This window comes from Lichenibacterium dinghuense (assembly GCF_021730615.1).
Taxonomy (GTDB): Bacteria; Pseudomonadota; Alphaproteobacteria; order Rhizobiales; family Beijerinckiaceae; genus Lichenihabitans; species Lichenihabitans dinghuensis.
This window is the reverse complement of record NZ_JAJLMN010000001.1, coordinates 3,522,588-3,548,662: the sequence shown is the minus strand read 5'-3', so window position 1 is coordinate 3,548,662 and position 26,075 is coordinate 3,522,588. Positions and strand designations below refer to the sequence as shown.

24 protein-coding genes are annotated in these 26,075 nt (G+C 71.8%); 15 read left to right on the top strand and 9 right to left on the bottom strand.

The window, feature by feature from the left end:
* Positions 1 to 20: 20 nt before the first annotated feature.
* The 4 genes from L7N97_RS16965 to L7N97_RS16950 all read right to left on the bottom strand — a co-directional run bounded on the left by L7N97_RS16965 (position 21) and on the right by L7N97_RS16950 (position 3,039).
* A complete protein-coding gene (locus L7N97_RS16965; protein ID WP_237479480.1) occupies positions 21 to 419 on the bottom strand; it encodes a HEPN domain-containing protein in 399 nt (132 codons plus the stop codon).
* The gene (locus L7N97_RS16960) at positions 416 to 733 is read right to left on the bottom strand and encodes a nucleotidyltransferase domain-containing protein (RefSeq protein ID WP_237479479.1); all 318 of its coding nucleotides are present in this window, start codon (positions 731 to 733) and stop codon (positions 416 to 418) included. The genes L7N97_RS16965 and L7N97_RS16960 overlap by 4 nt, the downstream gene beginning before the upstream one ends.
* 13 nt (positions 734 to 746) lie before the next feature.
* Positions 747 to 1,979: an acyl-CoA dehydrogenase family protein gene (locus L7N97_RS16955; RefSeq protein WP_237479478.1), complete on the bottom strand. Its 1,233-nt coding sequence runs from the start codon at positions 1,977 to 1,979 to the stop codon at positions 747 to 749.
* A gap of 286 nt (positions 1,980 to 2,265) precedes the next feature.
* Positions 2,266 to 3,039 (bottom strand): SDR family NAD(P)-dependent oxidoreductase, encoded by a 774-nt coding sequence (locus L7N97_RS16950; protein WP_237479477.1) that lies wholly within the window; start codon positions 3,037 to 3,039, stop codon positions 2,266 to 2,268.
* 105 nt (positions 3,040 to 3,144) lie between these two features.
* Here L7N97_RS16950 and L7N97_RS16945 point away from each other — a divergent pair, with 105 nt between their 5' ends.
* Positions 3,145 to 4,677 (top strand): acyl-CoA carboxylase subunit beta, encoded by a 1,533-nt coding sequence (locus tag L7N97_RS16945; RefSeq protein ID WP_237479476.1) that lies wholly within the window; start codon positions 3,145 to 3,147, stop codon positions 4,675 to 4,677.
* Between the two features lie 30 nt (positions 4,678 to 4,707).
* Here L7N97_RS16945 and L7N97_RS16940 read toward each other — a convergent pair whose 3' ends face one another.
* A complete protein-coding gene (locus L7N97_RS16940) occupies positions 4,708 to 4,932 on the bottom strand; it encodes a hypothetical protein (protein ID WP_237479475.1) in 225 nt (74 codons plus the stop codon).
* A 199-nt stretch (positions 4,933 to 5,131) separates the two neighbouring features.
* Between L7N97_RS16940 and L7N97_RS16935 the strand changes: the two genes are divergently transcribed.
* Positions 5,132 to 5,611, top strand: coding sequence for a hypothetical protein (locus tag L7N97_RS16935; protein ID WP_237479474.1), 480 nt, complete (start codon positions 5,132 to 5,134; stop codon positions 5,609 to 5,611).
* A gap of 119 nt (positions 5,612 to 5,730) precedes the next feature.
* Complete coding sequence (gene serA, locus L7N97_RS16930) at positions 5,731 to 6,969, top strand: phosphoglycerate dehydrogenase (protein WP_237479473.1); 1,239 nt, start codon at positions 5,731 to 5,733, stop codon at positions 6,967 to 6,969.
* 22 nt (positions 6,970 to 6,991) lie between these two features.
* On the opposite strand, the gene L7N97_RS16925 is transcribed toward serA, so the two are convergent.
* Together L7N97_RS16925 and L7N97_RS16920 are read right to left on the bottom strand one after the other, a co-directional pair.
* On the bottom strand, positions 6,992 to 7,414 hold the full coding sequence (locus L7N97_RS16925) for a type II toxin-antitoxin system VapC family toxin (RefSeq protein ID WP_237479472.1): 423 nt from the start codon (positions 7,412 to 7,414) through the stop codon (positions 6,992 to 6,994).
* Positions 7,411 to 7,701, bottom strand: coding sequence for a type II toxin-antitoxin system Phd/YefM family antitoxin (locus L7N97_RS16920; RefSeq protein ID WP_237479471.1), 291 nt, complete (start codon positions 7,699 to 7,701; stop codon positions 7,411 to 7,413). Before L7N97_RS16920 ends, L7N97_RS16925 begins: the two co-directional genes overlap by 4 nt.
* Positions 7,702 to 7,831: 130 nt before the next feature.
* Here L7N97_RS16920 and L7N97_RS16915 point away from each other — a divergent pair, with 130 nt between their 5' ends.
* The 4 genes from L7N97_RS16915 (at position 7,832) to mce (ending at position 14,054) form a co-directional block, all read left to right on the top strand.
* Entirely contained in the window at positions 7,832 to 9,835 is a 2,004-nt protein-coding gene (locus L7N97_RS16915) for an acetyl-CoA carboxylase biotin carboxylase subunit (protein WP_237479470.1), read from the top strand.
* A 23-nt stretch (positions 9,836 to 9,858) separates the two neighbouring features.
* Positions 9,859 to 11,253, top strand: a complete 1,395-nt coding sequence (locus L7N97_RS16910) for a methylmalonyl-CoA mutase family protein (protein WP_237479469.1) — start codon at positions 9,859 to 9,861, stop codon at positions 11,251 to 11,253.
* A 213-nt stretch (positions 11,254 to 11,466) separates the two neighbouring features.
* Positions 11,467 to 13,647 carry a methylmalonyl-CoA mutase gene (gene scpA / locus L7N97_RS16905; protein ID WP_428980999.1) on the top strand — a complete coding sequence of 727 codons (2,181 nt, stop codon included), beginning with the start codon at positions 11,467 to 11,469 and terminating at the stop codon, positions 13,645 to 13,647.
* Complete coding sequence (mce, locus tag L7N97_RS16900) at positions 13,644 to 14,054, top strand: methylmalonyl-CoA epimerase (protein ID WP_237479468.1); 411 nt, start codon at positions 13,644 to 13,646, stop codon at positions 14,052 to 14,054. Before scpA ends, mce begins: the two co-directional genes overlap by 4 nt.
* 223 nt (positions 14,055 to 14,277) lie before the next feature.
* On the opposite strand, the gene L7N97_RS16895 is transcribed toward mce, so the two are convergent.
* A complete protein-coding gene (locus L7N97_RS16895; RefSeq protein WP_237479467.1) occupies positions 14,278 to 16,305 on the bottom strand; it encodes an alpha/beta hydrolase domain-containing protein in 2,028 nt (675 codons plus the stop codon).
* A gap of 142 nt (positions 16,306 to 16,447) precedes the next feature.
* Here L7N97_RS16895 and L7N97_RS16890 point away from each other — a divergent pair, with 142 nt between their 5' ends.
* Both L7N97_RS16890 and L7N97_RS16885 read left to right on the top strand, forming a co-directional pair.
* Positions 16,448 to 16,717 carry an AbrB/MazE/SpoVT family DNA-binding domain-containing protein gene (locus L7N97_RS16890; RefSeq protein WP_237479466.1) on the top strand — a complete coding sequence of 90 codons (270 nt, stop codon included), beginning with the start codon at positions 16,448 to 16,450 and terminating at the stop codon, positions 16,715 to 16,717.
* On the top strand, positions 16,710 to 17,108 hold the full coding sequence (locus L7N97_RS16885; RefSeq protein WP_309242809.1) for a type II toxin-antitoxin system VapC family toxin: 399 nt from the start codon (positions 16,710 to 16,712) through the stop codon (positions 17,106 to 17,108). Before L7N97_RS16890 ends, L7N97_RS16885 begins: the two co-directional genes overlap by 8 nt.
* 4 nt (positions 17,109 to 17,112) lie before the next feature.
* Here L7N97_RS16885 and L7N97_RS16880 read toward each other — a convergent pair whose 3' ends face one another.
* Positions 17,113 to 18,480: a CoA transferase gene (locus tag L7N97_RS16880; RefSeq protein ID WP_237479464.1), complete on the bottom strand. Its 1,368-nt coding sequence runs from the start codon at positions 18,478 to 18,480 to the stop codon at positions 17,113 to 17,115.
* Between the two features lie 101 nt (positions 18,481 to 18,581).
* Here L7N97_RS16880 and L7N97_RS16875 point away from each other — a divergent pair, with 101 nt between their 5' ends.
* The 6 genes from L7N97_RS16875 (at position 18,582) to urtB (ending at position 26,075) form a co-directional block, all read left to right on the top strand.
* A complete protein-coding gene (locus tag L7N97_RS16875) occupies positions 18,582 to 19,553 on the top strand; it encodes a threo-3-hydroxy-L-aspartate ammonia-lyase (protein WP_237479463.1) in 972 nt (323 codons plus the stop codon).
* A gap of 172 nt (positions 19,554 to 19,725) precedes the next feature.
* Positions 19,726 to 20,289 (top strand): papain-like cysteine protease family protein, encoded by a 564-nt coding sequence (locus L7N97_RS16870; protein WP_237479462.1) that lies wholly within the window; start codon positions 19,726 to 19,728, stop codon positions 20,287 to 20,289.
* Positions 20,290 to 20,291: 2 nt separating this feature from the next.
* Positions 20,292 to 20,873 (top strand): hypothetical protein, encoded by a 582-nt coding sequence (locus L7N97_RS16865; protein WP_237479461.1) that lies wholly within the window; start codon positions 20,292 to 20,294, stop codon positions 20,871 to 20,873.
* Positions 20,874 to 21,062: 189 nt separating this feature from the next.
* The gene (locus L7N97_RS16860; RefSeq protein WP_237479460.1) at positions 21,063 to 22,730 is read left to right on the top strand and encodes a flavin monoamine oxidase family protein; all 1,668 of its coding nucleotides are present in this window, start codon (positions 21,063 to 21,065) and stop codon (positions 22,728 to 22,730) included.
* Positions 22,731 to 23,060: 330 nt separating this feature from the next.
* Complete coding sequence (urtA, locus tag L7N97_RS16855) at positions 23,061 to 24,371, top strand: urea ABC transporter substrate-binding protein (RefSeq protein ID WP_237479459.1); 1,311 nt, start codon at positions 23,061 to 23,063, stop codon at positions 24,369 to 24,371.
* Positions 24,372 to 24,464: 93 nt separating this feature from the next.
* Positions 24,465 to 26,075, top strand: coding sequence for an urea ABC transporter permease subunit UrtB (urtB, locus tag L7N97_RS16850; RefSeq protein WP_237479458.1), 1,611 nt, complete (start codon positions 24,465 to 24,467; stop codon positions 26,073 to 26,075).

Sequence of the window (26,075 nt, the reverse complement as noted above, 5' to 3'; positions counted from 1 at the left end):
GGGGCGTTGCGAGCCTGAACTCAGGAGCCGAGCGGGTTCGCGAGCAGATCGGCGATCCGATCGACGAAGCGGGATGCGTCGGCGATGACCTGACCCGTCGCATCATCGCTGATGTCCGCATCCGGATCGGTCGAGTAGTCGGCCATCTCTTTGTAGCGGTAGGCGTCGGTCAGGACACGCCAGACATCCCGGCTTGATCCGAGGTCGCCCTTGGTCAACCGCGAGAACTCGCTGTGCACGCCGCGATGGGTCTTCGCGCTTCGCCCGGTCCGCTCCTGGATCAAGGCTTCAGCGGCGTGGAATGCCGCGTAGTAGCCCGATCGCGCAGCGAGGCGGTTGAGCTTTAAGCCGGCGAGCAATCGAGCCTCGCCGAGGTCGCGCCTCGCCCTGGCCAGTGAGGCTGCGGCCTCCGGCGTCACAGATCGATTCCCTCACGGCGCACCTCGGCCATGAAGCCGGTGCGGTCGGCGTAGGCCCCCGCTCGGAACGGCATGGCGCCGATCAGCGCGCCGTCCTCGTAGAGGATGTCCGTCTCGATCGCGGCCAGGGTCCGCGACTCCCGCCCGAAATCGTCGAAGTTCCGCAGAAATACAGCGACGTCGTAGTCCGAGTCCGGCCGGGCGTCGCCCCGCGCCCGCGAGCCGAACAGCACCACGCGCTCGATCCGGTCGCCGTAGGCGGCGTCGAGGGCGGCGCGGAAGCGGATCAGCACGGGGTCGTCGATCGCGGCCATGGAGGCGAGCCTATCACGCCGGACGGCCGGCCTCCACGGCCTCCGCCACCGGCCAGCGCCAGAACTCCCGCCCCTCCTTCTCCAGCGCGCGGTTGAGCACCATGCGGTGGACCTCGTCGGCGCCGTCGACGAGGCGCGCCTGGCGGGCGTAGCGGTAGATCCATTCCAGCACCGTGTCCTTGGAATAGCCCTTGGCGCCGGTGATCTGGATGCCTGTGTCGGCGGCGCGGTGGAGCACGCCGGCGCACTGCACCTTGGCCATCGACACCTCCGTGCGGGCGAAGCCGCCGCGGTCGAGCTCCCAGGCGGCCTTCATGACGAGCAGCCGCCCGATCTCGATCTCCATGGCGAGTCCGCCCAGCATCAGCTGCACGGATTCGCGGTCGGCGAGCCGCACGCCGAAGCCGTGGCGCTCCTTCGCGTAGGCTTCCGCGATCTCGACGCAGCGCTTCGCGAGGCCGAGCCACCGCATGCAGTGGGTGAGGCGCGCCGGCCCGAGCCGGATCTGCGTGACCTTGAGGCCGTCGCCCTCGCCAAGCAGCACGTCCTCGGGGCGCACCACGAGGCCGTCGAACTTGAGCTCGCAGTGGCCGCCGTGCTCTTCCGGCCCCATGATGGGGATGCGACGCAGGATCTCCCAGCCGGGCTGGTCCTTGTGGAACTGGAAGGCCGTGAGGCCGCGCCGCGGGTCGTCCGAGGTCTTGGCCATCAGCGTGAAATGCGAGGCCTCGCCGGCGCCGGTGATGTACCATTTGCGGCCGGTGATGCGGTAGGAGCCGTCGGGCTGCTTTTCCGCGCGGGTCTGGATCATCGATGGGTCGGAGCCGCCGCCGGGGTGGGGCTCCGTCATGGCGAAGGCCGAGCGCACCTCGCCCCGCACGATGGGCGCGAGCCAGCGCTCCTTTTGATAGGGCGTGCCGATCTTCTCCAGCATCATCATGTTGCCGTCGTCGGGCGCGGCCGAGTTGAACACGGCGGGACCGAAGATCGAGCGGTTCATGGCCTCGTAGCAGACCGCCATGCCGACGCGACCCACCCCGAGGCCGCCGGTCTCGGGGCGGAGCTGCAGGCACCACAGCCCTTCGGCGCGGGCCTCGGCGCGCAACGCGTCGAGCAGCGGCAGCGCGATGTTCTCGTGCGCGTCGAAGCTCGCCGGATCGGCTTCGAGCGGCAGGAGCCGGCGCTCGACGAAGGCGCCGACGCGCCGGCGCAGCGCGTCGAGCTCGGGCGTGATGGTGAAGTCCATGGGAGGTCCTGGCGATCCTAGAGGCTGTTATGAACCATGGAGGGCGGCTCCATTGCGGCGCGGCGAGCCGAATGGCAGGAGAAGCTTGCAGCCGGTACGTCCGTACCGGCAAGAGCTTCGACGCATCAGGCGGCCGCTGCGCCGCAACCCCGGAGGGGCCGGGCCCTTTTCGGCGCTCGGTTCGTCGACTTGCTCGACCGTGGCTCAGCCACGCTCATCGCAAGTCTCCTGCCGATCATCCGAAAATGGCTCCAGTCGAGCCACCCTCCATGGTTCATAACAGCCTCTAGAGCGACGAGACGAGGTGGCCGCCGTCGACCGCGATCTCGGCCCCCGTCATGTAGCGCGACGCGTCCGAGCAGAGCAGCAGCAGCGGGCCGTCGAGGTCCTCCGCCGTGCCGATGCGGCGCTGCGGGATGCGCTTCACCATGGCCTGCCCGGCGTCGCTCGCGAAGAAGCCGCGGTTGATGTCGGTCTCGACGTAGCCGGGGCAGAGCGCGTTGACCCGCACCCCGTGCCGCGCCCATTCCAACGCCAGCGCGCGGGTGAGCTGCACGAGCCCCGCCTTCGAGGCCGCGTAGGGCGCCACCTGGGCCGCGACCCGGAGCCCGAGGATCGAGGCGACGTTGACGATGGCACCCCCGCCGCGCGCCCGCATGATCCGCGCCGCCGCCTGGGCGCACAGGAAGGCGCCCTTGAGGTTGGTGTCCACCACCCGGTCCCAGGCCTCCTCGGGCAGGTCGAGGCTCGGGCCGGCGGCCGAGATGCCGGCGTTGTTGACCAGCACGTCGAGCGCGCCGAAGCGGGCCTCGACGGCCGCGAAGGCGGCCCCGACCGACGCGGCGTCGGCGACGTCGAGCCGGAACGCCTCGGCCTCGCCGCCCGCGGCGCGGAGCGCCTCGCACACGGCCGCGCAGCTCTCCGCCCGGCGCGCCGCCACGGCGACGCGGGCGCCGGAGCGCGCCAGCAGCGCAGCGAAATGGGCGCCGAGGCCGCCCGAGGCGCCCGTCACGAGCGCGACGCGGCCGCCGAGGTTTGCCGTGAAGCTTGGGCCCGGCACAGGCTCCTCCCGATCCGTCGTTCGCGCGAGCTTGGCGCGAAACCCGTTGCGGGGGAAGGCCGATCGGCGCCACAACGGGGGCGGGGAAGCGCGGCAGGGGGTACGATGCGGGGTGTGATCGAGGATCTCGACCGGCGGCGCGCCGAAGCGGCGGCGGGCGGCGGCGAGCGGCGCGTCGCGGCGCAGCACGCCAAGGGCAAGCTCACGGCCCGCGAGCGCATCGAACTCCTGCTCGACCCCGCCTCCTTCGAGGAGTTCGACACCTTCGTCGAGCACCGCTCGACCGACTTCGGCATGGAGAAGACCCGCATCTCCGGCGACGGCGTCGTCACCGGCTGGGGCACGGTGAACGGCCGCGCCGTGGTGGTGTTCTCGAAGGATTTCACGGTGTTCGGCGGCTCCCTGTCGGAAACCCACGCGGCCAAGATCACCAAGGTGCAGGATCTCGCCATGAAGATCCGCGCGCCCATCATCGGCCTGTTCGACGCCGGCGGCGCGCGCATCCAGGAGGGCGTGGCGGCGCTCGGCGGCTACGGCGAGGTGTTCCGCCGCAACGCGGAGGCCTCCGGCGTGATCCCGCAGATCTCCGTCATCATGGGCCCCTGCGCGGGCGGCGACGTGTATTCGCCGGCCATGACGGACTTCATCGTCATGGTGCGCGACACGAGCTACATGTTCGTGACCGGCCCCGACGTCGTGAGGACCGTCACCAACGAGACCGTATCCGCCGAGGACCTCGGCGGCGCCCGCGTCCACACCACCAAATCGTCGATCGCCGACATGGCCTTCGACGACGATGTGGAGGCCCTGCTGCAGGTGCGACGCCTCGTCGACTTCCTGCCCGCCAACAACACGGCGGGCCCGCCCGAGTGGCCGAGCTTCGACGACGTCGAGCGGCACGACGCCTCGCTCGACACGCTGGTGCCCGAGAACGCCAACACGCCCTACGACATCAAGGAGTTGGTCGCGAAGGTTGTCGACGAGGGCGACGTGTTCGAGATCGGGGCCGCCTTCGCGCGCAACATCGTCACGGCCTTCGCGCGGGTCGGCGGGCGCACGGTCGGGGTGGTGGCGAATCAGCCGCTGGTGCTGGCCGGCGTGCTCGATTCCGACGCCTCGCGCAAGGCCGCGCGCTTCGTGCGCTTCTGCGACAGCTTCGAGATCCCGATCCTGACCTTCGTCGACGTGCCCGGCTTCCTGCCCGGCACCGCGCAGGAATATGGCGGGCTCATCAAGCACGGCGCGAAGCTGCTGTTCGCCTATTCGCAGGCCACCGTGCCGATGATCACCGTGATCACGCGCAAGGCCTTCGGCGGCGCCTACGACGTGATGGCGTCGAAGCACGTCGGCGCGGACGTCAACTACGCCTGGCCCTCGGCGCAGATCGCCGTGATGGGGGCCAAGGGGGCGGTCGAGATCATCTTCCGCTCCGACATCGGCGACCCGGACAAGATCGCCGAGCGCACGCGCGACTACGAGAGCCGCTTCCTGTCGCCCTTCGTGGCGGCCGAGCGCGGCTACGTCGACGAAGTGATCCGCCCGCGCTCGACGCGGCGGCGCATCGCGCGGGCGCTGGCGATGCTGCGCTCGAAGAAGGCCGAGAAGCCGTGGCGGAAGCACGACAACATCCCGCTGTAAACAACGGCCTCGATTTCAACTCAGGAACAGCTACGCCGGCCCGAACGTGTCCTCGGTCCAGCGCGACGCCACCGCGAGCGCGTCGTCGATCCGGGCGGCGGCGTCGGTGGGCTCGCGGCCGGCCTGCCATCGCGGCCGCGTGCCGAGCTGGAGGTGCAGGTCGGCGACGTCGGTGATGACGAAGGGATATTCGTCGCCGGCCGGGCTCGTCACCGTCACCTCGACGCCCACGCCCTTCACGGACCAGTCCGCCATCGACCCTCTCCCCGGCTGTGACCTCGACGTCACATGACGCGCGCCGAGGTCGGCGATTCTCGGGCGCGATCTCGACGATCGCGCCACAGCCGTTGACGTTCCGTTAACGACGATCGGCGCCCGCCATCCCCTCGACAGACCGAAACGCGATCGCCACATTCCCGTCATCGGTGCCGAGAAACCGGGCAGGGAGGCCCCCATGCGGGACGAACTGAGGGACAGGCTGAGGTCGTCGTTCGCCGCCGGGCGGGGCTCCGGCGAGGCCGTGCGGGTGCTGCACGCCCCCTCCCCTGGCGACGCCTTCCTGCGCGAGTTCCGCGCCAAGGCGGAGCGGGTCGTGGTGCCGGCCATGGCGGAGGTGGGCCACCTCCTGGAAAGGCACGGGCGCTTCTTCTCGATCGAGCGCGTGGCCGAGCGGACGACCTGCCGCGGCGTGCTGGTCCCGCCCTCGGTGCAGATGAACGTGTTCCGCCGCCACAGGACGTCCAACTTCAAGAACGGCGCCCCGCACTTCAACGTCGTGTGCGACAGCAGGGGGCGGCGTGTGCTGTTCCGGCGCACGCTGCTCCTGTCGGGCGCGGAGGCCGAGGACGTCGGCGCCTGCGGGCTCGACGCGCTCACCCGCGACCTCGTGCAGGACAAGGTCGCCGCCATGCTGGACGTCCTGGCGCGGACGTGACCCTGCCATGCCGGCTTCCGCGGCAGCGGGGGGTCGACGCGGGCGCGGCGCTCCGCTAGCGCTGCCAGCCGAATGCCGGCCCGGCGCCGGCCGCGCGCGAACCCGAGAGACATAGACCCATGCCGCCCCGCTACTCCCTGTCGAAGGACAAGGTCCGCGTCCTCCTGCTGGAGGGCATCAGCCAGACCGCCGCGGACCTCTTCACCCAGGCCGGCTACACCAACGTCACGCGGCTGAAGACCGCGCTCGACGGCGACAAGCTGGTCGAGGCGCTCCAGGGCACGCACATCCTCGGCATCCGCTCGCGCACGCAGATGACGAGGCAGATGGTGACGGCCGCCGACCGGCTGATGGCGGTGGGCTGCTTCTCGGTCGGCACCAACCAGATCGATCTCGACGCCGCGCGCGAGATCGGCGTGCCGGTGTTCAACGCGCCCTTCTCCAACACCCGCTCGGTGGCGGAGCTCGTCATCGGCGAGATCGTGATGCTGCTGCGCCGCGTGCTGCCGCGCTCCAACGCCGCGCATGTCGGCGGCTGGGACAAGTCCGCCACCTTCAGCCACGAGGTGCGCGGCAAGGTGCTCGGCATCGTGGGCTACGGCAACATCGGCACGCAGCTGTCCAACCTCGCCGAGGCGATGGGCATGCGGGTGATCTACTTCGACACGGCCGACAAGCTCCGCCACGGCAACACCGATCCCGTCGAGAGCCTGCACGCGCTGCTGGCCCAGAGCGACGTCGTGTCCCTGCACGTGCCCGAGACCCCCTCGACGCAGAACATGATCGGCGAGGCCGAGATCCGCGCCATGAAGCCGGGCGCCTACCTGATCAACAACGCGCGCGGCACGGTGGTGGACATCGACGCCCTGGCGCGGGCGCTGCGGGACGGGCACCTGCAGGGCGCCGCCATCGACGTGTTCCCCAAGGAGCCCGGCTCCAACACGGAGCGCTTCGCCTCGCCCCTGCAGGGCATCGAGAACGTGATCCTGACGCCGCACGTCGGCGGCTCGACGCTGGAAGCGCAGGAGCGCATCGGCGCCGAGGTGGCGCGCAAGCTCGTCGAATATTCCGACGTCGGCTCGACGGTCGGCGCCGTCAACTTCCCGCAGGTGCAGCTGCCGCCGCGGCCCAACGGCACGCGCTTCATCCACGTGCACGAGAACCTGCCCGGTATGCTGCGCAAGATCAACGAGGTGTTCTCGTCGCAGGACATCAACATCACCGGCCAGTTCCTGCAGACGGACGGCGACGTCGGCTACGTGGTGGTGGAGGCCGTGGACCTCGGCGACCGCGCGGAAGCCCTGCTGGAGGAGATCCGCGCCATCCCGGGCACGATGCGGGCGCGGCTGGTGTACTGAGCCGCGGCGCGGCGATCCGGCCTCAGCACCGGACCGCCGCGAGGTGGCCCGCGGCGGCGTAGGGCAGGAGCTCGCCGTCCCGCGTGACGACGGTGAGGCCGCCGGCGCGGGCCGTCGCGGCGATGATGCGGTCCGCCGGGTCGCGCGGCGGGGTGCCGGGGAGCCTTGTCGAAGCGATCAGGATCTCGGCGGTGAGGGGCGCGAGCGTGAAATTGGGGAAACTCAGGAGCGTCGCGAACCAGGCGTCGGGCGTGATCGTCGACCGCAGCCGCTTCTTCGCGACGAGCGTCGCATATTCCCAGGCCGTGAAGGGGGAGACGAAGACCGGATTTCCGGCAGCCCTCGAAGTGGCGAGCGCGTCACGAGCTTCGGTCGACAAAGGCGTCCCCTCGGTCAGGAAGATCGCCGCGCAGGTGTCGAGAAGAAGAGGGGCGTTGGCACTCAACGCTCGGCGTCCCAGGCTTCCCCTGTCGGTTCAGTGATGTCGCTGTCCTTGTCCCAGGACATCGTCCCCCGCAGCGCCCCCCAGATCTCCGGCATCCCGCCCTCGGTCCGCGCCGGCTCGCCGGTCGCGGATGCGCTCCCGTCCTGGCCGATCAGCCGCGCGTATTCGTCCGCCGACACGAGGACCAGCCTGTCCCGGCCGCCCTGCGTGATCGTCACGGGCTCCGTCTCGGCCCGGTCCGCGAGGTCGTCGAACCCGCTGATGAACTCCGCCGTCGACACGCGCATGACGCACCTTCGATCGCTCCCGAAGCGTCACGATAGGCCCCCGCCCCTCCACCGGCAAGCGAGCGCCCCGCGGGGGTGACGACGCCTCACCCGCGTGCCACCATGGCCCCAACACAGCGGGGCCGAAACGTTGTTCAAGAAGATCCTGATCGCCAACCGGGGCGAGATCGCCTGCCGCATCATCCGCACCGCGAAGCGCATGGGCATCGCCACGGTCGCGGTCTATTCGGACGCCGACCGCGACGCGCTCCACGTCGAGATGGCCGACGAGGCGGTGCACATCGGCCCGAGCCCCGCCGCGCAGTCCTACCTCGACATCGGCCGCATCGTGGAGGCCTGCCGCTCCACCGGTGCCGAGGCGGTCCACCCCGGCTACGGCTTCCTGAGCGAGCGCGAAGCCTTCGCGGAGGCTCTGCGCGCGGCCGGCGTCGCCTTCATCGGCCCGAACCCCCACGCCATCGCGGCCATGGGGGACAAGATCGAGAGCAAGCGCTTCGCCCGCGCGGCCGGCGTGTCCACGGTGCCGGGCAACCTCGACGTGATCCGCGACGCCGCCCACGCGGCCGAGATCGCGCAACGCATCGGCTATCCGGTGATGATCAAGGCCTCGGCGGGCGGCGGCGGCAAGGGCATGCGCATCGCCTATTCCAGCGCCGAGGTGGCGGACGGCTTCGCCCGCGCGAGATCCGAGGCCGCGGCCTCCTTCGGCGACGACCGGATATTCATCGAGAAGTTCATCGAGAACCCGCGCCACGTCGAGATCCAGGTGCTCGGCGACAAGCACGGCAACGTGATCCACCTCGGCGAGCGGGAGTGCTCGATCCAGCGCCGCAACCAGAAGGTCCTGGAGGAGGCCCCCTCGCCCCTGCTCGACCCCGAGACGCGGGCGCTGATGGGCGCCCAGGCGGTCGCGCTGGCCAAGGCGGTCGACTACGATTCCGCCGGCACGGTGGAGTTCGTCGCCGGGCAGGACCGGAGCTTCTTCTTCCTGGAGATGAACACCCGGCTCCAGGTCGAGCATCCCGTTACCGAGCTCGTCACCGGCCTCGACCTCGTCGAGCAGATGATCCGCGTCGCGGCCGGCGAGCCGCTGCGGATCCGCCAGGAGGACGTCAGGATGCAGGGCTGGGCCGTCGAGGCCCGCGTCTACGCCGAGGACCCGACGCGCGGCTTCCTGCCCTCGACCGGCCGCCTCACCACCTTCCGGCCCCCGGCCGAGGGAGAGGACGGGGGCGCGACCGTGCGGGTCGACACGGGGGTGGGCGAGGGCGGCGCCATCTCGATCTTCTACGATCCCATGATCGCCAAGCTCGTCACGCACGCGCCGACGAGGGCCGAAGCCATCGCGGCGCAGTCCCGGGCGCTCGACGGATTCGCCATCCACGGCATCCGCCACAACATCCCCTTCCTGTCGGCCCTGATGGGGCACGAGCGCTGGCGCGCCGGCCGGCTGTCGACGGGCTTCATCGCCGAGGAGTTCGGGGCGGAGTTCGCGAACCCGGTGCCGGCCGGCACGGTCGCGCTGCGGCTCGCCTGCGTGGCGGCGGTGGTCGACGCCAAGCTCAACGCGCGCAAGCGCCGGATCTCCGGGCAGATGCCGGTGGCGCGGCCCGTGGTCTTCGAGCGGCGGCGCACGGTCAGGGTCGGGGAGCGGGACGTCGTCTTCACGCTCGACGGCGCGGACGGGCACTGGGTGGTGGACGTCGAGGGCGGCGACAGCGTCGCGGTGGCGGGCGACTGGCGGCCGGGCGAGCCCGTGTGGCACGGCACGGTCGGCGGCGACCGCATCGCGGTCGGCGTGTTGCCGGTGCCGAACGGCGCCCTGCTCAGCCACGCCGGCTCCTTCGCCGACGCCCGCGTCTACACGATGCGCGAGGCCGAGCTGGCGCGGCTCATGCCCGCGAAGGGCGCCGCGGGCTCCGGCAAGCAGGTGCTGTGCCCCATGCCGGGCCTGCTGCGCGAGGTGCTGGTGCGCGAAGGGCAGGCCGTGAAGTCGGGCGAGTCGCTGGCGGTCGTCGAGGCCATGAAGATGGAGAACGTGCTCAAGGCCGAGCGCGACGGCACGGTCGCCAAGGTGCTGGTCAGGGCCGGCGACAGCCTCGGCTTCGAGGCCGTGATCCTCGAATTCGCGTGAGGGCGACGCATGAGAGCCCCGGCATGACCGCGCCCGCCTTCCCCGATCCCGCCGCCGAGGCCGCGTGGCGTGCCGCCGTCGCCCGCGTGCTGAAGGGCGGCGACTTCGACGGGCGCCTCGTCACCCGCACGCTCGACGGCATCGTGGTCGCGCCGCTCTACCCCGCCTCCGCGGCGCCCGGCCCCGCCGGCGCGCGGGAGCCCTGCCGCCTGTTCACGCGGCTCGACGCCGAGGGCCTCTCCCCGCTCGACGACCTGGAGAACGGCGCCGACGGCCTCGCCCTCGCCTTCGAGGGCGCGCCCGCGGCGCGCGGCTTCGGCCTCGCGCTCGGCGGGCTCGACGCGGCCCTGGCGGGCGTCGAGCTCGACATGCTGCCGCTGCGCCTCGAACCCGCGCCCTTCGCCGCGCTCGACGCCGTGCGGGCCCTGCTCGACGCGGCGGAGGCGCGGCGCATCCCGGCCACCGCGCTCGACCTCGACGCCGGCATCGACCCCATCGGCTTCGTCGCCCGCACGGCCGAGGCCCCGAAACCCTGGCCGGGGCTGGCGGCGCTGCTGGTCGAGATCGTGGGCGCCCTGCGCGACCGCGGGCTCGGCGGCCGCCTGCTCCGCGCCGACGGCCGCCCTCACCACGAGGCCGGCGCTTCCGAGGCGCAGGAGCTCGCCGCCGCGCTGGCGGCCGGCGTCGCCTACCTCCGCGCCCTCGACGCGGGCGGCACCGCCCCCGACGCGGCGCGCGACCTCCTGAGCTTCACGCTCGCCGCCGACGCCGACCTGTTCCTGACGGTCGCCAAGCTCCGCGCCCTGCGCCGGCTGTGGGCGCGCGTCGAGGAGGGGTGCGGATCGGAGCCGCGGCCGGTCCGCCTCCACGCCGAGACGAGCTGGCGCATGCTGGCGCGGCGCGACCCGCCCACCAACCTCCTGCGCAACGCGCTGGCCTGCGCGGGCGCGATCCTCGGCGACGCCGACACGGTGGCGGTGCTGCCCCACACGGCGCCGCTCGGGCTCGCCGACCCCTTCGCGCGGCGCCTCGCCCGCAACACCGCGCTGGTGCTGCGAGACGAGGCGGGGCTCGACCGGGTCGCCGACGCGGGCGCGGGCTCCGGCGCCGTCGAGGCCCTGACGGAGGCGCTCTGCGCGGAAGCCTGGACGCTGTTCCAGGGGATCGAACGGGCGGGCGGGCTGCCGGCGGCGCTGGCGGACGGATCGTGGGGCGCGCGTCTCGCGGCGTCGCGGGCGCGGCGCACGGCGGAGATCGCGGCGGGGACGCGCTCGATCCTCGGCACCACCGCCTACCCCCTGGCCGAGGAGCCGGAGCCGTCGGTGCTGATGCCCCTGCCCGCGGCGCCGGCGCGGGCGGCCGGCGCGCTGCCGAGCATGCGGGACGACGAGCTCGCGGAGGCGGGAAGCCGATCGTGACGAACGCTATGCGAATGGCGTTCCTCCCCTCTCCCTCGTGGAGAGAGGTCGGGGGTGAGGGTGAAGCGGCGCGCGTCGATCGGTATGGCGCGGCAGGAAGCGCCAGTTCTTTCCTGCACCGCCCCTCACCCCTTACCCCTCTCCACGAGGGAGAGGGGGAGCGGTCGCCGTCGCGTCCCATGCTGACAGCCGCACGATGACAGGAGACGCCCCGTGAGCGCGATCCCCGACTTCACCGCCCTGCCCTGGCGCCCGACCGCGGCGCCCGCCTCCGGCGCTCCGCCCCGCGCGCCCTGGCCCTCGCCCGAGGGCATCGCGGTCCGGCCCGCCTACGGAGTGGCCGACCGCGCCGGCCTCGACGGCGTCGACGGCTTCCCGGGCGCGGCGCCGTTCCTGCGCGGCCCCTACCCGACCATGTACGCCACCCAGCCCTGGACGGTCCGGCAATACGCCGGCTTCTCCACGGCGGAAGCCTCGAACGCCTTCTATCGCCGCAACCTCGCGGCCGGGCAGAAGGGCCTGTCGGTCGCCTTCGACCTCGCCACTCACCGCGGCTACGACTCCGACCACCCACGCGTCGCCGGCGACGTCGGCATGGCCGGGGTGGCGATCGACTCCATCCTCGACATGCGGCAGCTCTTCGACGGCATCCCGCTCGACGAGATGAGCGTGTCGATGACCATGAACGGCGCGGTGCTGCCCGTGATGGCGCTCTACATCGTGGCCGCGGAGGAGCAGGGCGTCGCGCCCGAGCAGCTCTCGGGCACGATCCAGAACGACATTCTCAAAGAGTTCATGGTCCGCAACACCTACATTTATCCGCCCGCGCCCTCCATGCGGATCGTGTCCGACATCTTCGCCTACACGTCGACGCGGATGCCGCGCTTCAACTCCATCTCGATCTCCGGCTACCACATGCAGGAGGCCGGGGCGACGGCCGACCTCGAACTCGCCTACACGCTGGCCGACGGCGTCGACTACATCCGGGCGGGCCTCGCGGCGGGGCTGAAGATCGACGACTTCGCGCCGCGGCTGTCCTTCTTCTTCGCGGTCGGCATGAACTTCTTCATCGAGGTGGCGAAGCTGCGGGCGGCGCGGCTGCTGTGGTCGCGGCTGGTCAAGCAGTTCGAGCCGCAGTCGGAGAAGTCGCTGGCGCTTCGCACCCACTGCCAGACGTCGGGCTGGTCGCTCACCGCGCAGGACGTGTTCAACAACGTCACCCGAACCATGGTCGAGGCCATGGCGGCGACGCAGGGCGGCACGCAGTCGCTGCACACCAACGCGCTCGACGAAGCGCTGGCGCTGCCGACCGACTTCTCCGCCCGCATCGCCCGGAACACGCAACTGCTGCTGCAGCGTGAGAGCGGCACCACGCGGATCATCGATCCCTGGGGCGGCTCCTACTACGTCGAGCGCCTGACCGCGGACCTCGCCGCGCGCGCTTCCGCCCACATCGCCGAGGTGGAAGCGCTGGGCGGCATGGCGAAGGCCATGGAGGCCGGCCTGCCCAAGCGCCGCATCGAGGAGGCGGCCGCGGAAACGCAGGCGCGCATCGATTCCGGCGCGCAGGCCGTGGTGGGGGTGAACCGCTACCGGCCGGCCGTCGAGGAGCCGCTCGACGTGCTCCGGATCGACAACGCCGCGGTGCGCGAGGCGCAGCTCGCCAAGCTCGCGCGGCTGAAGGCTGAGAGGGACGGCGGCGCCGTGGCCTCAGCGCTCGCGGCGCTGACCGCGGCGGCGCGGGACGGCGCGGGCAACTTGCTCGCGCTCAGCGTCGAGGCCGCGCGGGCGCGCGCCACGGTGGGCGAGATCTCGGGCGCGCTCGAAGCCGCGTGGGGGCGCCACGCCGCGACGGCCGAACTCATCTCCGGCGTCTACCGGCGCGCCGCGGGCGACAGCCCCGCCGTGGCGCGGGTGGCGCGCATGACGGCGGCCTTCACGGAGGACCACGGCGGCCCGCCCCGCATCCTCGTCGCCAAGGTGGGGCAGGACGGGCACGACCGCGGCCAGAAGGTCATCGCCTCCGCCTTCGCCGACCTCGGCTTCGCGGTGTCGGTGGGCGATCTCTTCGCGAGCCCCAGCGAGGTGGCGGCCCGCGCCGTCGCCGAAGGCGCCCACATCGTCGGCGTGTCGTCGCTGGCGGCCGGGCACCTCACGCTGGTGCCGGAGGTCCGCGCGGCGCTCGACGCCGCGGGGCGCTCGGACGTGCTGCTGGTGGTGGGCGGCGTGATCCCGCCGGGCGACGTCGATGCCGTGAAGGCCGCGGGCGTGGCGGCGGTGTTCCCGCCCGGCACGGTGGTGGCCGAGGCCGCGGAAGCGCTGCTCGCGGCGCTGAACGCGCGCTTCGGCTACGCTCAGAAGGACCCCGAAGCCTACAAGGGGACGGGAGAATGATCGGAAGACTTAACCACGTCGCGATCGTGGTGCCGGACCTCGACGCCGCGGTGCGGACCTATCGGGACGGGCTCGGGGCCGCGGTGTCGCCGCCGGAGGACCTGCCGGAGCACGGCGTCACGGTGGTCTTCGTCACGCTGCCGAACTCCAAGGTCGAGCTGGTGGCCCCCCTGGGCGAAACCTCGCCGGTGGCCTCCTTCCTCGATCGCAACCCGGCCGGCGGGATGCATCACATCTGCTTCGAGGTGGCGGACCTCGGGGCCGCGCGCGACCGGCTGGTGGCGGAGGGCATGCGGGTGCTGGGCTCGGGCGAGCCCAAGCTCGGGGCCCACGGCCTGCCGGTGCTGTTCCTCCATCCGAAGGACCTCCACGGCACGCTGGTGGAGCTGGAGGAGGTGGCGCGATAACGATGGTTTCCGAAGGCCCTCGGCCTTCGGCGGGGTGTGGGGCGGAGCCCCGCGCCTCGGATGGTATGGTCCGGATCGCTTTCAACCGTCATCGCGGGAGCAGCGACGCGATCCAGCCCGCGCGATCCGGAGAGGCCGCCCCGCGCAGGGCCACGCTCGCGAGGCAGCTCACGACGGCTGGATCGCTTCGCTCTGCTCGCGATGACGGCTGAAAGCGATCCGTTCACCGCCCCACGTCGCTCGCGCGCGCCGCCGCGACGTCGGCGATGGCGTCGTCGAGGAGCAGCAGGCGGTCCTCCACCAGCGCCTCCGCGGCGGCCGCCACCTTGGCCACGTAGTCGGCGTGGCTCGGGTAGCGCGCCTCCAGCGAGGGCCGCGGGTCGCCGCTCGCGCGGCGCTCCGCCTCGGTGCGGGCGAAGGGCACCACCATGCCGGCGGCGTCGCAGCCGTCGCCGTCGTCGTCCGCGCGCAGGTTCCAGCCCGTGTAGGTGGCGGTCGGCACCGCGACGGCGGGCAGCCGCACGCCGGAGAGCGTGTTGCCGTCCGCGTCCGTCTTCGGCACCAGCGACGGATAGGGCGAGCCGCGCTTCACCGGCGGCAGGAGGGTCAGGACGCCCTGGCCCGCCTCGGGCCCGAAGTCGAGGAGGTCGCCCGTGTGCTCCCGCCCGTTGTAGGCGACGCCGGGGATCGACGGGAAGCCCGTGTCGGCCTGCGCGGAGCGCACCAGCGTGCCCTCGGCGGCGCGGGGCACGCGGCTCGCCGGCGGCTCGACGCCGTCCGTCACCCAGGCATCGAGGTCGACCATCAGCGCGCGGACGAGCTCGTTGGCGACCAGCGGGTTGCGCTCCACCCGGCAGATCCCCTTGCCGTGCGGGGGCACGCCGTCGCCGTGCGGCAGGCTCGCCGCGAGGAACAGCCGCACGCCCGGCACGTCGGCCAGGTCGTGCCCGGCCGCGTCCGTGTGGAGGTTCGAGCCGGACTTGGCCCAATATTCGTTGTCGGAATTGACGTCGATGATCTTCGGGCAGGTGTTCGTCGCGGTGCAGCGCGCCAGCAGGCCGTCGGTGCGGCCCGTCACGGCGTCCGTGGTGGTGTTGTAGGCGAAGGGGAAGCTGAACTCCGGATAATGCCGCGCGATGTGCTGGCGGTGGGTGCGGAAGGGTTCGGCGAAGCGGCGGTCGAGGTCGATGCCGCTGCCGCCGCCGATCCAGTCGAGCACGCCGTCGATCGCCTTGCCGGCCGGCACCGCGTTGAAGCCGAGCCGCACGAAATCGCGCATCATGCGGCACGGCTGCGAGATGCAGAAGGTGGTCACCTCACGGATGTCGCCGGCGAGCGGGTTCGCATGGCCGGCGTCGTCGGCCGCGGCGCCGCGCAGGAAGGCCGCGACGTCGCGGACCGCCGCGAAGCCGAGCCCCGTCACCTTGGGGTCGCGCGCCAGGTAGCTCAGCTCGTAGATCTCGCCGGCCTTGAACCTCGTCCCCTCCGGCAGCAGGCTGACCGACATGGTCCCGGGGTCGAAGCGCCATGCCGAGGCCGGCAGGGCGACCGGCGCGTCGTCCGTGAGGGCGCGCATGGTCAGCGTGGCGTGGGCCGTGTCGAGGTCGGCGGCCGGGTAGGTCAGCGGGCCGCTCGTCGTCGTGTCGTTGTCGACCACGAACTCCTCCAGGCTCGGCCCGACGACCGGGCCGCCGTCCGGGCGGCGCGCCACCGGCACGTCGAGCAGGAAGGCGCCGGGGCCGGGCCCGACGGCCGGCGAGGCCGCCGACACCGCGTCCCAGCCGCTCCACACCATCGTGTAGCCGCGGCTCATCGCGAAGCCGTTGCCGACGTCGGAAGGCTGGCCGACGTCGTTCTGGTCCTCCGCGGCATCGTCCAGCATGGAGAAGCCCAGCACGGCGCCGCGGTTGTTGAGGTCGAACAGCATCGCGTGGCGGCCGCGCGACGGGTCGGCCGGGCGCAGGATCACCACGGGCGTCGCATATTCGACGAGGCCCTGCGCGTTTCGCGGCGCGAGGCGGATGTCCGCGATGGCGCCGTCGACCGGATCCATGGGGTCGACCGCGCCCGTGGCCCGCCCGACCCACTTCTCGTAGGGGCCGACCGCGCCGAAGGACTGCCCGCCGAAGGCGAGGCCCGGCAGGCGGTGGATATCGAGGGCGACGATGCGCGCCGAGGCCGGGCCGGCGGCGAGCGCGAGGGCTCCGGCCGCGACCGCCAGCGGCAGCCGCGCTCTCCCGATGCGCCCCATGGTATCCCTCCCCGATCCGCGCAGGCCGTGCGGCATGCAATCCGTGAGGCGAGGCTAATCCGGTTGGGGCGGGGCCGGCAAGGCGTGGAAGCGGAGCCGGCGCGGTGGTAAACTCGTGCGGGGCGATCGGGGGACGGGTGCCATGGCGGCGTTCACGGGCAGGATCGACGGCGGGGCCGTGGTGGTCCCGGACGACTCTCGGAAGGCTCTGGGCCTCGACGAGGGCGACGCCGTCCGTGTCGAGTTGCACGGCGACGAGTTGCGGATCCGCTCCCTGCGATCGGTGATCCGTGATGTCCAGGAGGCATTGAAGCCCTACAGGATCCCGGGACGCCTCGCTTCGGACGAGTTGATCGCGGACCGCCGCGCGGAGGTGGCACGAGAGGAAGCGGAAGAGGCCGACCGTGAGTAGGGCCATCGCCCACGTCATCGATGCCTCCGCCATCCTCTGCCTTTTGTTCTCGGAAACCGGAGCCGATCGCGTAACGGACGTCATCGGTGGCGCTGCGCTTTCAGCGGTGAACTATGCCGAGATCCTGTCCAAGCTCATCGAACGCGGTGCCGAACCGGTGGAGGCGGTCGCGAAGCTGGAGGATCTGCCTTTCACCCTCGTCCCGCTCGACCGCGGCCTCGCCGAGGCCGCCGCGCCGCTCAGGCCCGCCACCCGCGCCATCGGCCTGTCGCTCGGCGACCGCTGCTGCCTCGCCCTGGCGCTCCGTCCCGGCGCCGTCGCGGTGACGGCCGACCGGGCCTTGAGCCGGCTCGATCCGGCCCTCGGGATCGCGGTCGATTTGGTCCGCTGACCCATCACCACCACGCCGCCGGTGCCGACCCGAGCGGGTTCGCGGGCCGGTCCCAGCGGAGCGGCGCGCCCTCCACCGCCAGCGGCGGCCGCAGCCGCCGCGCCGGCCCCCAAACAGTGTGCTCGACGGCGGGCGACAGGTCGGCCTCGGCGGGCGGCGCATGGCCCGGGCCGGGCGTCACAGGCCCGAGGCCCGACAGCAGCCGCGCCGTCGCGGCCAGCGACAGCCGCGCAGCGGTCCCCTGCCCACGGACGCGACGCGCCAATCCGCGCAACGCCGCGGCGGCCGCGAGATAGCCCGTCGCGTGGTCGAGCGCCTGCACGGGCAGCGGCAGCGGTGCGTCGCGCCCCGCCGCGCGCGCACCCGCCTCGTTGATCCCGGACGCCATCTGCACGAGGCTGTCGAAGCCGCGCCGCCCGGCCCAGGGGCCGGTCCAGCCCCAGGCGTCGAGCCGCACGTCGACGAGGCCCGGCGACAGGCGCCGGCAGTTCTCCACCCCGTAGCCGAGCGCGTCCATGGCGCCGGGGCGGTAGCCGTTGAGGAGCACGTCGGCGCGGGCCAGCAGCGCCTCGAAGGTGGCGCGGTCGCGGCCCTCGCGCAGGTCGAGCCGGGCGCAGCTCTTGCCGAGCGTGACGTCCGGCGCGAGGCCGTCCTCCTCCCAGCCCGGCGGGTCGATCCGCAGCACCTCGGCGCCCCAGCCGGCGAGGAGCCGCGTCGCCACCGGCCCGGCCAGAACGCGGGTGAGGTCGAGCACGCGCACCCCGGCGAGCGGCCGCGCGGCTGGCACCGCCCAGGCGGGCGCCGGGCCGGGGTCGGCCTCGTCGAGCGCGACCAGGGGCTCGGCCGCGACGGCCCGGCCCTGCGGGTGTTGGAGCCACGCGGCCTCGGAGCGCATGGCCGCCGCGCATCCGCCGGCCTCGACCACGGCCCTCTCCAGCGCCTCGGCGGACCAACCCGCCACCGCGGCCGCGAAGGCCTCGGGCTCGGGCGGGGCACCGAGCACGCGGGCCGCGGCCGCGCGGTGGGCCGGCGCCACGGTGTGGAGCTTGATCCAGCCGTCGCGGGCCCGGTAGTCGCGCATGGTGGGGTGGCGCGCGGGCGGCAGCGCCCAGCCGTCGGGCAGGATCGAGGTGCCGAACCACAGCGCCGCGAGCCGCCGGTCGACCGCCACGGACGGGCGGGCAGCGCCCGAGGCGGAGAGGAGGTCGGCCAGCGCCAGCCCGGCCGCGGCCACCGAACCCGCCGCGAGGCCGTCCACCGCGAAGGCCGAGGCGAAGGCGCCCTCGCCCGCGAAGGACAGGGCGTCGTGGGCGTCCGGGGCACCGCCGAGCGCGGCCCAGGCCTCCGTCGCGACCGACATCTCCGCATCCATGCCGCGCCCTCCGGCGACAACAGACACCCGCCGCGCGCCGTCTTCAAGTCTCGGCCGGCCCGGCCTATCCTGCCGCGAATCCCTCGCCGTCCGGAGCCCCGATGCCTCCCGTCCCGCCCGACTACGCCGCTGTGGCGCGCGCCGCGGAGCGCATCGCCGGCGCGGCGCACCGCACCCCGGTGATGACCTCGCGCACCGCCGACGAGCGGACCGGCGCGCGGCTCTTCTTCAAGTGCGAGAACCTTCAGCGCGTCGGCGCCTTCAAGTTCCGCGGGGCCTACAACGCCATCGCGGCGCTGGACGAAGGGCAGCGCGGGCGGGGCGTCGTGGCCTTCTCGTCGGGCAACCACGCCCAGGCGATCGCGCTGGCGGGCCGTCTCCAGGGCGCGCCCGTGACCATCGTCATGCCGACCGACGCGCCCGGGGCCAAGGTGGCGGCCACGCGCGGCTACGGGGCCGAGGTCGTGCTCTACGACCGCTACACGGAGGACCGCGAGGCGATCGGCCGGCGGCTGGCGGAGGCGGGCGACCTCGCGCTGATCCCGCCCTTCGACCACCCGGACGTCATCGCCGGCCAGGGCACGGCCGCGAAGGAGCTCATCGAGGAGGCGGGCCCGCTCGACCTCCTGCTGGTGTGCCTCGGCGGCGGCGGGCTGCTGGCGGGCTCGGCGCTCGCCGCGGAAGCCCTGTCGCCGGGCTGCGCGGTCGTCGGCGTCGAGCCCGAGGCGGGGAACGACGGGCAGCGCTCGTTCCGCTCGGGCGAGATCGTCCACATCCCGGTGCCGCGCACGCTCGCCGACGGCGCCCAGACACAGGCGCTGGGACGGCTCACCTTTCCAATCATCCGGCGCCTCGTGCGGGACGTGGTGACGGTGCCCGACGCGGCCCTGGTCGAGGCCATGCGGTTCTTCGCCGAGCGCATGCGGATCGTCGTCGAGCCGACCGGCTGCCTCGCCGCGGCGGCGGCCTTCACGGGCGCGGCCGACGTGAAGGGGAAGCGCGTCGGCGTGATCCTGACCGGCGGAAACGTCGACATGGCGCGGTTCGCGGCGCTGCTGGGCGGGGCGACGTGAGGGCTCGCCAGCAACCTATTGTATGTCTATTAGCTTTTATGCAACCATCTCGAGATTGTCTGATCGCGACGAATCGAGGTCCCTCATGCCTTTTCCACGCTTCCTCACGGGTTCGACGGCGGGCGGTGCACGGCCGAGGGCCTTGAACGTCACGGCTGGCCCTGGAGGAGTGTTGCGTCTGCCCCTGACCATGCAGACGCAGTTACAATCCGATTGGTGCTGGGCTGCCGTGACGGCGAGCGTTTCGCAGTTCTATCGCCCCAACTCTGGATGGACCCAGTGCTCCGTGGCGGACGCGGCGCTCGTTCGTCAGGATTGCTGCGGGGCGGGCGGCTCCGACCCGAACAAATGTAACAAACCCTTCTATCTCGAGGTGGCACTGGATGTCACAAGCCATCTCCTCAGGATTGAACCACGCCATCTGTCGGTCACTGAGGTTCAAAACGAACTCTCAAATGGCAGGCCGCTCTGTTGTCGCATTGAATGGGTCGACAGAACGGGCCATTTCCTGTCGATCATAGACTGCTTTGTCGGGCAGTCGGGCGACACCTATCTCTCGATTGCCGACCCGATTTTTTTGGAGACGCAGATTTTGTTTCAGGATTTCGCATCGGCGTATCAGACTGGCGCGTCGTGGACCCACTCCTACTTCACCACGGGATCGGCCGCCGGCGGGGCCGCGATGGCCATGGCACAGCCGAAACAACCGCACCACCCTGACGCGATCGGAGCCTGAGCATGGCGATCACAATCACTCACAACGCACCGGCCTCGGGACCGCTCACGATCATGCGCGCGTTGGGCGACCTCAACCCGTCGACGGATCGGCTCGGCGGCGCGCGCATCGACATTTCGGCGCCGCTGGGCCTGTATCGGCTCGGGTTGGACGACATCGACTCCGAACACAGCTTCGGTCACGCGCTGTTTGTCGGCTGGCGATATCTCCTGGAAGGAGGCGGCCACGGCGTCGGTGCAGCCGATGTCGTGCCGTCGGAGGGCGGCCAAGCCCGCTTCACGAGCTTGGCACGGAACGAACAGGCCGATTTCCTGCTACGGGCCGCGCACGTGGCCGAAGAGATCGCCAGTGGCCTGTCCGGCGATTGTGAGGCCCGAATCCTGATCGTCCCGTCTTTGTACGTCTCGGCCCTCTGGTTGACGGCCGATCCGCCGGTCTTCATCCCATTCCTCGACCCGCTTCGTCCCATCAGGACCGTTGAGGATGTGGCCGTGAGGCCGGACTTCACGAGAGACCTCCTGGCGCGGGCCAAGGTGGCGCGGGACCGTAGACCGGAGCGCGAGATCGGCATGCCGAGTCCTTGAGCGGGCAAGCCGTTTTCGCTCGTCAGCTCGGCAGGAACCGCTCCGCTCACTGTTCGACGTCCGCGTCGCACCCGATTCGATCCGGGCTCACCGAAGCCGCATCAATCTAAGATTGATGAAGCGGGCTGACCATGCCACCATCGCGGACGACCGGTGGCATCGTGCGACGGTCGAGGACGGGAGCTCCCGATGGAGCGGGCGGGCGACGGAAGCGAGATCCTGGACGTGGCCATCGTCGGGGCCGGCATCTCCGGCCTCTACACGGGCTGGCGGCTGCTGAGGGAGGCGGACGACCGCGCCCGAATCGTGGTCTTCGAGCGGGAAGCGGCGAGGCTCGGGGGGCGCCTCCTGTCTGTGACGCCGCCGGAGATCCCCGACACCCGGCTCGAACTCGGCGGCATGCGCTTCACCTCCACGCAGAAGCGGGCTTCCGGCCTCATCGATCATCTCGGCCTGGCGAAGGACCCCTTCCCCGTCGACCGGCCGCAGAACATCGCCTACCTGCGCGGGCGACACCTGCGGCGGAGGGACCTCACCGACCCCGACCTCGTCCCCTACGACCTCGCGCCGGACGAGCGCGGCGCGCAGGCCCTGAGCCAGGGATTCACCGTCCTCGCGGCCCAGCGCCTCGTGCGCACCATGCTCGGCAAGGACAGGCCTCTCAACGACGTGGACTGGAAGGCGCTCGCCGCGCGGCACAGCTACGAGGGCGAGTCGCTGAGGGACCTGCCGCTCGAATACGTGCTGCGTCGCAACATCAGCCAGGAAGCCTTCCGCTTCGCGCAGGACACGAGCGGCTACGACAGCATCCTGCACACCTGGAACGCCGCCGACGGCCTGCCCTGGAACCTGGAGGATTTCGGGGCCTCGCCCACCTTCTTCCACCTCCACGACGGTTTCGAATCCCTGCCCTATGCCATCGCCGACCGCTTCGAGCAGGCCGGGGGCGAGATCCGCAAGGCGCACGATCTGGCGGGCTTCGACAGGGCGACGCTGCCCGACGGGTCCGAGGGCGTCGTGCTGCGGTTCCGGAAGGGCGAACCCGATGCCGGCGACGTCCCTCCCGTGATGGCCCGGCGCCTGGTGCTCGCCATGCCGCGCCGCTCGCTGGAAAGGCTCGACCCGACCGGCCCCGTCCTCGGGCCGGACGCCGCGGGGCGGAAGGCCCGGCGCCTCATCGAAGCCGTGGAGCCGATCCCGCTCTTCAAGCTCGCGCTCTGCTACTCCTATCCGTGGTGGCGAACCATCGAACCGATGTCCGTCCAGAACGGGGACAAGGTCGAACCCCTCACGATCACGGACGGCCAGTCGGTCACCGACATCCCGCTGCGCCAGTGCTATTATTGGGCGACCGACAGCGAGACCCAGAACTCCGTCCTGCTGATCTACGACGACGGGACGGACCTCGCCTTCTGGGCCGGCCTGCGCGACATCGGGAAGCTGAAGGCCTACGCGTCCGGCAGACCGACGCCGGGCAAGCCCCGGGGTTCGCAGGACTGGTACAACTACCAAGCCCCCGCCCTGATGGTCGACGAAGCGCACCGCCAGCTGTGCATCATGCACGGCGTCGCGGACCGGACCGACATCCCCAAGCCCTATGCCGCGGCCTACAAGGACTGGGGGGACGAGATCTACGGCGGGGGCGCCAACTTCTGGCGCCTCAACGAGGACAGCCCGGTCGTCTTCGACGACATCCTGCAGCCGAACCCCGACGCGCCCGTCTTCATCTGCGGCGAGGCCTATTCCAACTTCCAGGGCTGGGTCGAAGGCGCCCTGGAGACCGCCGACGCCATGCTGAAGAAGCACTTCGGGCTCGGGGCGCCGGAATGGTCGAGGGAGCACGAGCCTCGATCCTGAGCCCGGCCGTCCGGCGCCTGAGGCTTCACCCTCCTGCACCGACAGGACCGCCGCCCTCTCGCTCGACCGTCGAGCGAAGGGCGGCTTGCCGGTGGGCGTCACCGCGCTGGCGACCGCGACGATTGTCCTGAGCCGGACGCTGAGGGGCCGCGTGGAGCCGGCACCATCCCCGGCGGGACCGGGCGTGCCGAGACCGAGCGGTTCCCGCTCCCCGCCTTCCACCGCAGTGCAGCATACGTCATTCGACGTATGTCCCCCCGCGACCGCGCGATCCAGGATGCCCGGAGGTGACCACGCGGCCCCCGCCGCAGCCTCACGAGGAACCGCATCATGGATCGTTTCGCGATGAACCGCCGACAGGCCCTGCTCGGCGCCTCGGCCCTCGCCGCCACCGCCACGCTCGGCGCCCGCCAAGCCTTCGCGGCGGACGAGACCGTCAAGGTCGGCATCCTCCATTCGCTGTCGGGCACGATGGCGATCAGCGAGACGACCCTGAAGGACGTCATGCTGATGCTCATCGACGCCCAGAACAAGAAGGGCGGCGTGCTCGGCCGGAAGCTCGAGGCCGTGGTGGTCGACCCCGCCTCAAACTGGCCGCTGTTCGCCGAGAAGGCGCGCGGGCTGATCTCCCAGGACAAGGTCGCGGCCTGCTTCGGCTGCTGGACCTCCGTGTCGCGCAAGTCCGTGCTGCCGGTCTTCAAGGAGCTCGACAACCTGCTGTTCTACCCCGTCCAGTACGAGGGCGAGGAATCCGAGCGCAACGTCATCTACACGGGCGCGGCGCCGAACCAGCAGGCGATCCCGGCGGTCGACTACCTGATGAGCCCGGACGGCGGCTCGGTGAAGCGCTGGGTGCTGGCCGGCACCGACTACGTCTACCCCCGCACCACCAACAAGATCCTCGAAGCCTACCTCAAGCTCAAGGGCGTCGCGGACAGCGACATCATGATCAACTACACGCCCTTCGGCCAGTCCGATTGGCAGACGATCGTCTCCGACATCAAGAAGTTCGGCTCGGCCGGCAAGAAGACCGCGGTGGTGTCGACCATCAACGGCGACGCCAACGTGCCCTTCTACAAGGAGCTGGCGAACCAGGGCATCAAGGCGACGGACATCCCGGTGGTGGCCTTCTCGGTCGGCGAGGAGGAGCTGGCCGGCATGGACACCAAGAACCTCGTCGGCCACCTCGCGGCCTGGAACTACTTCGAGTCGATCGACACGCCGGCCAACAAGGCGTTCATCGACCAGTGGCACGGCTTCACCAAGAACCCGAAGCGCACCACCAACGACCCGATGGAGGCGCATTACATCGGCTTCAACGCCTGGGTGAAGGCCGTCGAGAAGGCGCAGAGCTTCAAGGCCGACGACGTGATCGACCACATCATCGGCGTGACGGTGCCGAACCTCACCGGCGGCTACGCCACGGTGATGGAGAACCACCACGTCACCAAGCCCGTCTACATCGGCGAGATCCAGGCCGACGGCCAGATCAACGTCGTGTGGCAGACGCCCGGCACCATCGTGGCCGACGCCTGGTCGCCCTACCTGCCGGGCTCCAAGGACCTGATCGCCGATTGGCGGCCGCCGATGAACTGCGGCAACTACAACGTCAAGACCGGCAAGTGCGGCGGCGCCGGCTGATTTCTTGCAAGCCGTGACGGCGCGGCCGGGCCCTGCCTCCTCGCCCCGCGGGCGGAGGCAGGGCCCACGCGCCGGCACATGGAGGACCCCGCCATGCCCCGCACGAGCCTGATCGCGGCGCTGATCGCCCTTCTCTGCCTCGCGCTGGCCGCCCCGGCCCGCGCCGACGCGGTCGGCGACGCCCTGCCCCACTTCGCCGCCGACAAGTTCCCCGAGACCGAGGCCGGCATCGCGGCCCTGGCCGGGTCGGGCTCGCCGCGGGCGCCCGCGGTGCTGGGCGCGCTCGGCGACGGCCGCCTGCTGGTCGATCCCTCGACCAAGGCCGTCTACCTGCTCGACCCCTCCGGCACGCTCGTCGACGCCGCGACCGGCGCCCCGGCGGCGGGCGTGTCGCAGGACGCGCTGAAGAAGGTCCGGCTCAACAACGCCATCCGGTCCAGGGTCGCGGACGCGCTCGGCTCGCTCGACCTCGTCTCGCCCGATCGCGCCAAGCGCCTGTCGGCCGCCGCCACGGCCTTCGCGGCGCGCGACCCGAAGGCGCTCCCGGCCCTCGACGCGGCGCTCGGGCGCGAGGCCGACCCCGCCGTCAAGGCCGCGCTCATGCAGGCCCGCGCCGCCGCGGTCTCGGCCTCCGACTCGGCCTCGGAGGCCGACCGGCTCGAGGCGGTCGCGACCCTCAAGGCCCGCGGCGACAACGACGCGCTGAACGACGTGAACGCGATCGAGGCGGCGCCGAACGCGACGCCCGCCGTGAAGAGCGCCGCCGCCGCCGCGGCCTCGTCCATCCAGTTCACGCAGAGCCTGTGGTGGGGCCTCCAGAACGCCTGGTACGGCGTGTCGCTCGGCTCCGTGCTGCTGCTCGCCGCCATCGGCCTCGCCATCACGTTCGGCGTGATGGGCGTCATCAACATGGCCCACGGCGAGATGGTGATGGTCGGCGCCTACACGACCTTCGTGCTGCAGGGCCTCATCGCCGCCCACGCCCCGGCCCTGGCGAACCTGTCTCTGGTGGTCGCCGTGCCCGTGGCCTTCCTGGTCGCGGGGGCGATCGGCGTGCTCATCGAGCGCACGATCATCCGCTTCCTGTACGGCCGGCCGCTGGAAACGCTGCTCGCCACCTGGGGCGTGTCGCTGGTGCTCCAGCAGGCCGTGCGCACGGCCTTCGGCCCCAACAACCGGCCCGTCTCGGCGCCGCCCTTCATGTCGGGCTCGTTCCAGCTCGGCGGGCTCGAGATCACCAACGGCCGCCTGTGGATCGTGGTCTTCACGGCGCTGGTCTTCGTCGCCCTGCAGCTCGTGCTCAGGGCCACCCCCTTCGGCCTGCGCATGCGGGCCGTGACGCAGAACCGCCGCATGGCCTCGGCCATGGGCATCTCCACAGGGCGGATCGACGCGCTCGCGTTCGGCCTCGGCTCGGGCATCGCCGGCATCGCCGGCGTCGCCCTCTCGCAGATCGACAACGTGTCGCCGAACCTCGGCCAGAGCTACATCATCGACAGCTTCATGGTCGTGGTGTTCGGCGGGGTCGGCAACCTGTGGGGCACGCTGGTGGCGGCGCTCGGCCTCGGGGTCGTCGACAAGTTCGCCGAGCCCTTCGCGGGCGCGGTGCTGGCCAAGATCCTGATCCTGGTCTTCATCGTGCTCTTCATCCAGAAGCGGCCGCGCGGGCTCTTCGCCCTCAAGGGCCGGGCCGTGGAGGCCTGA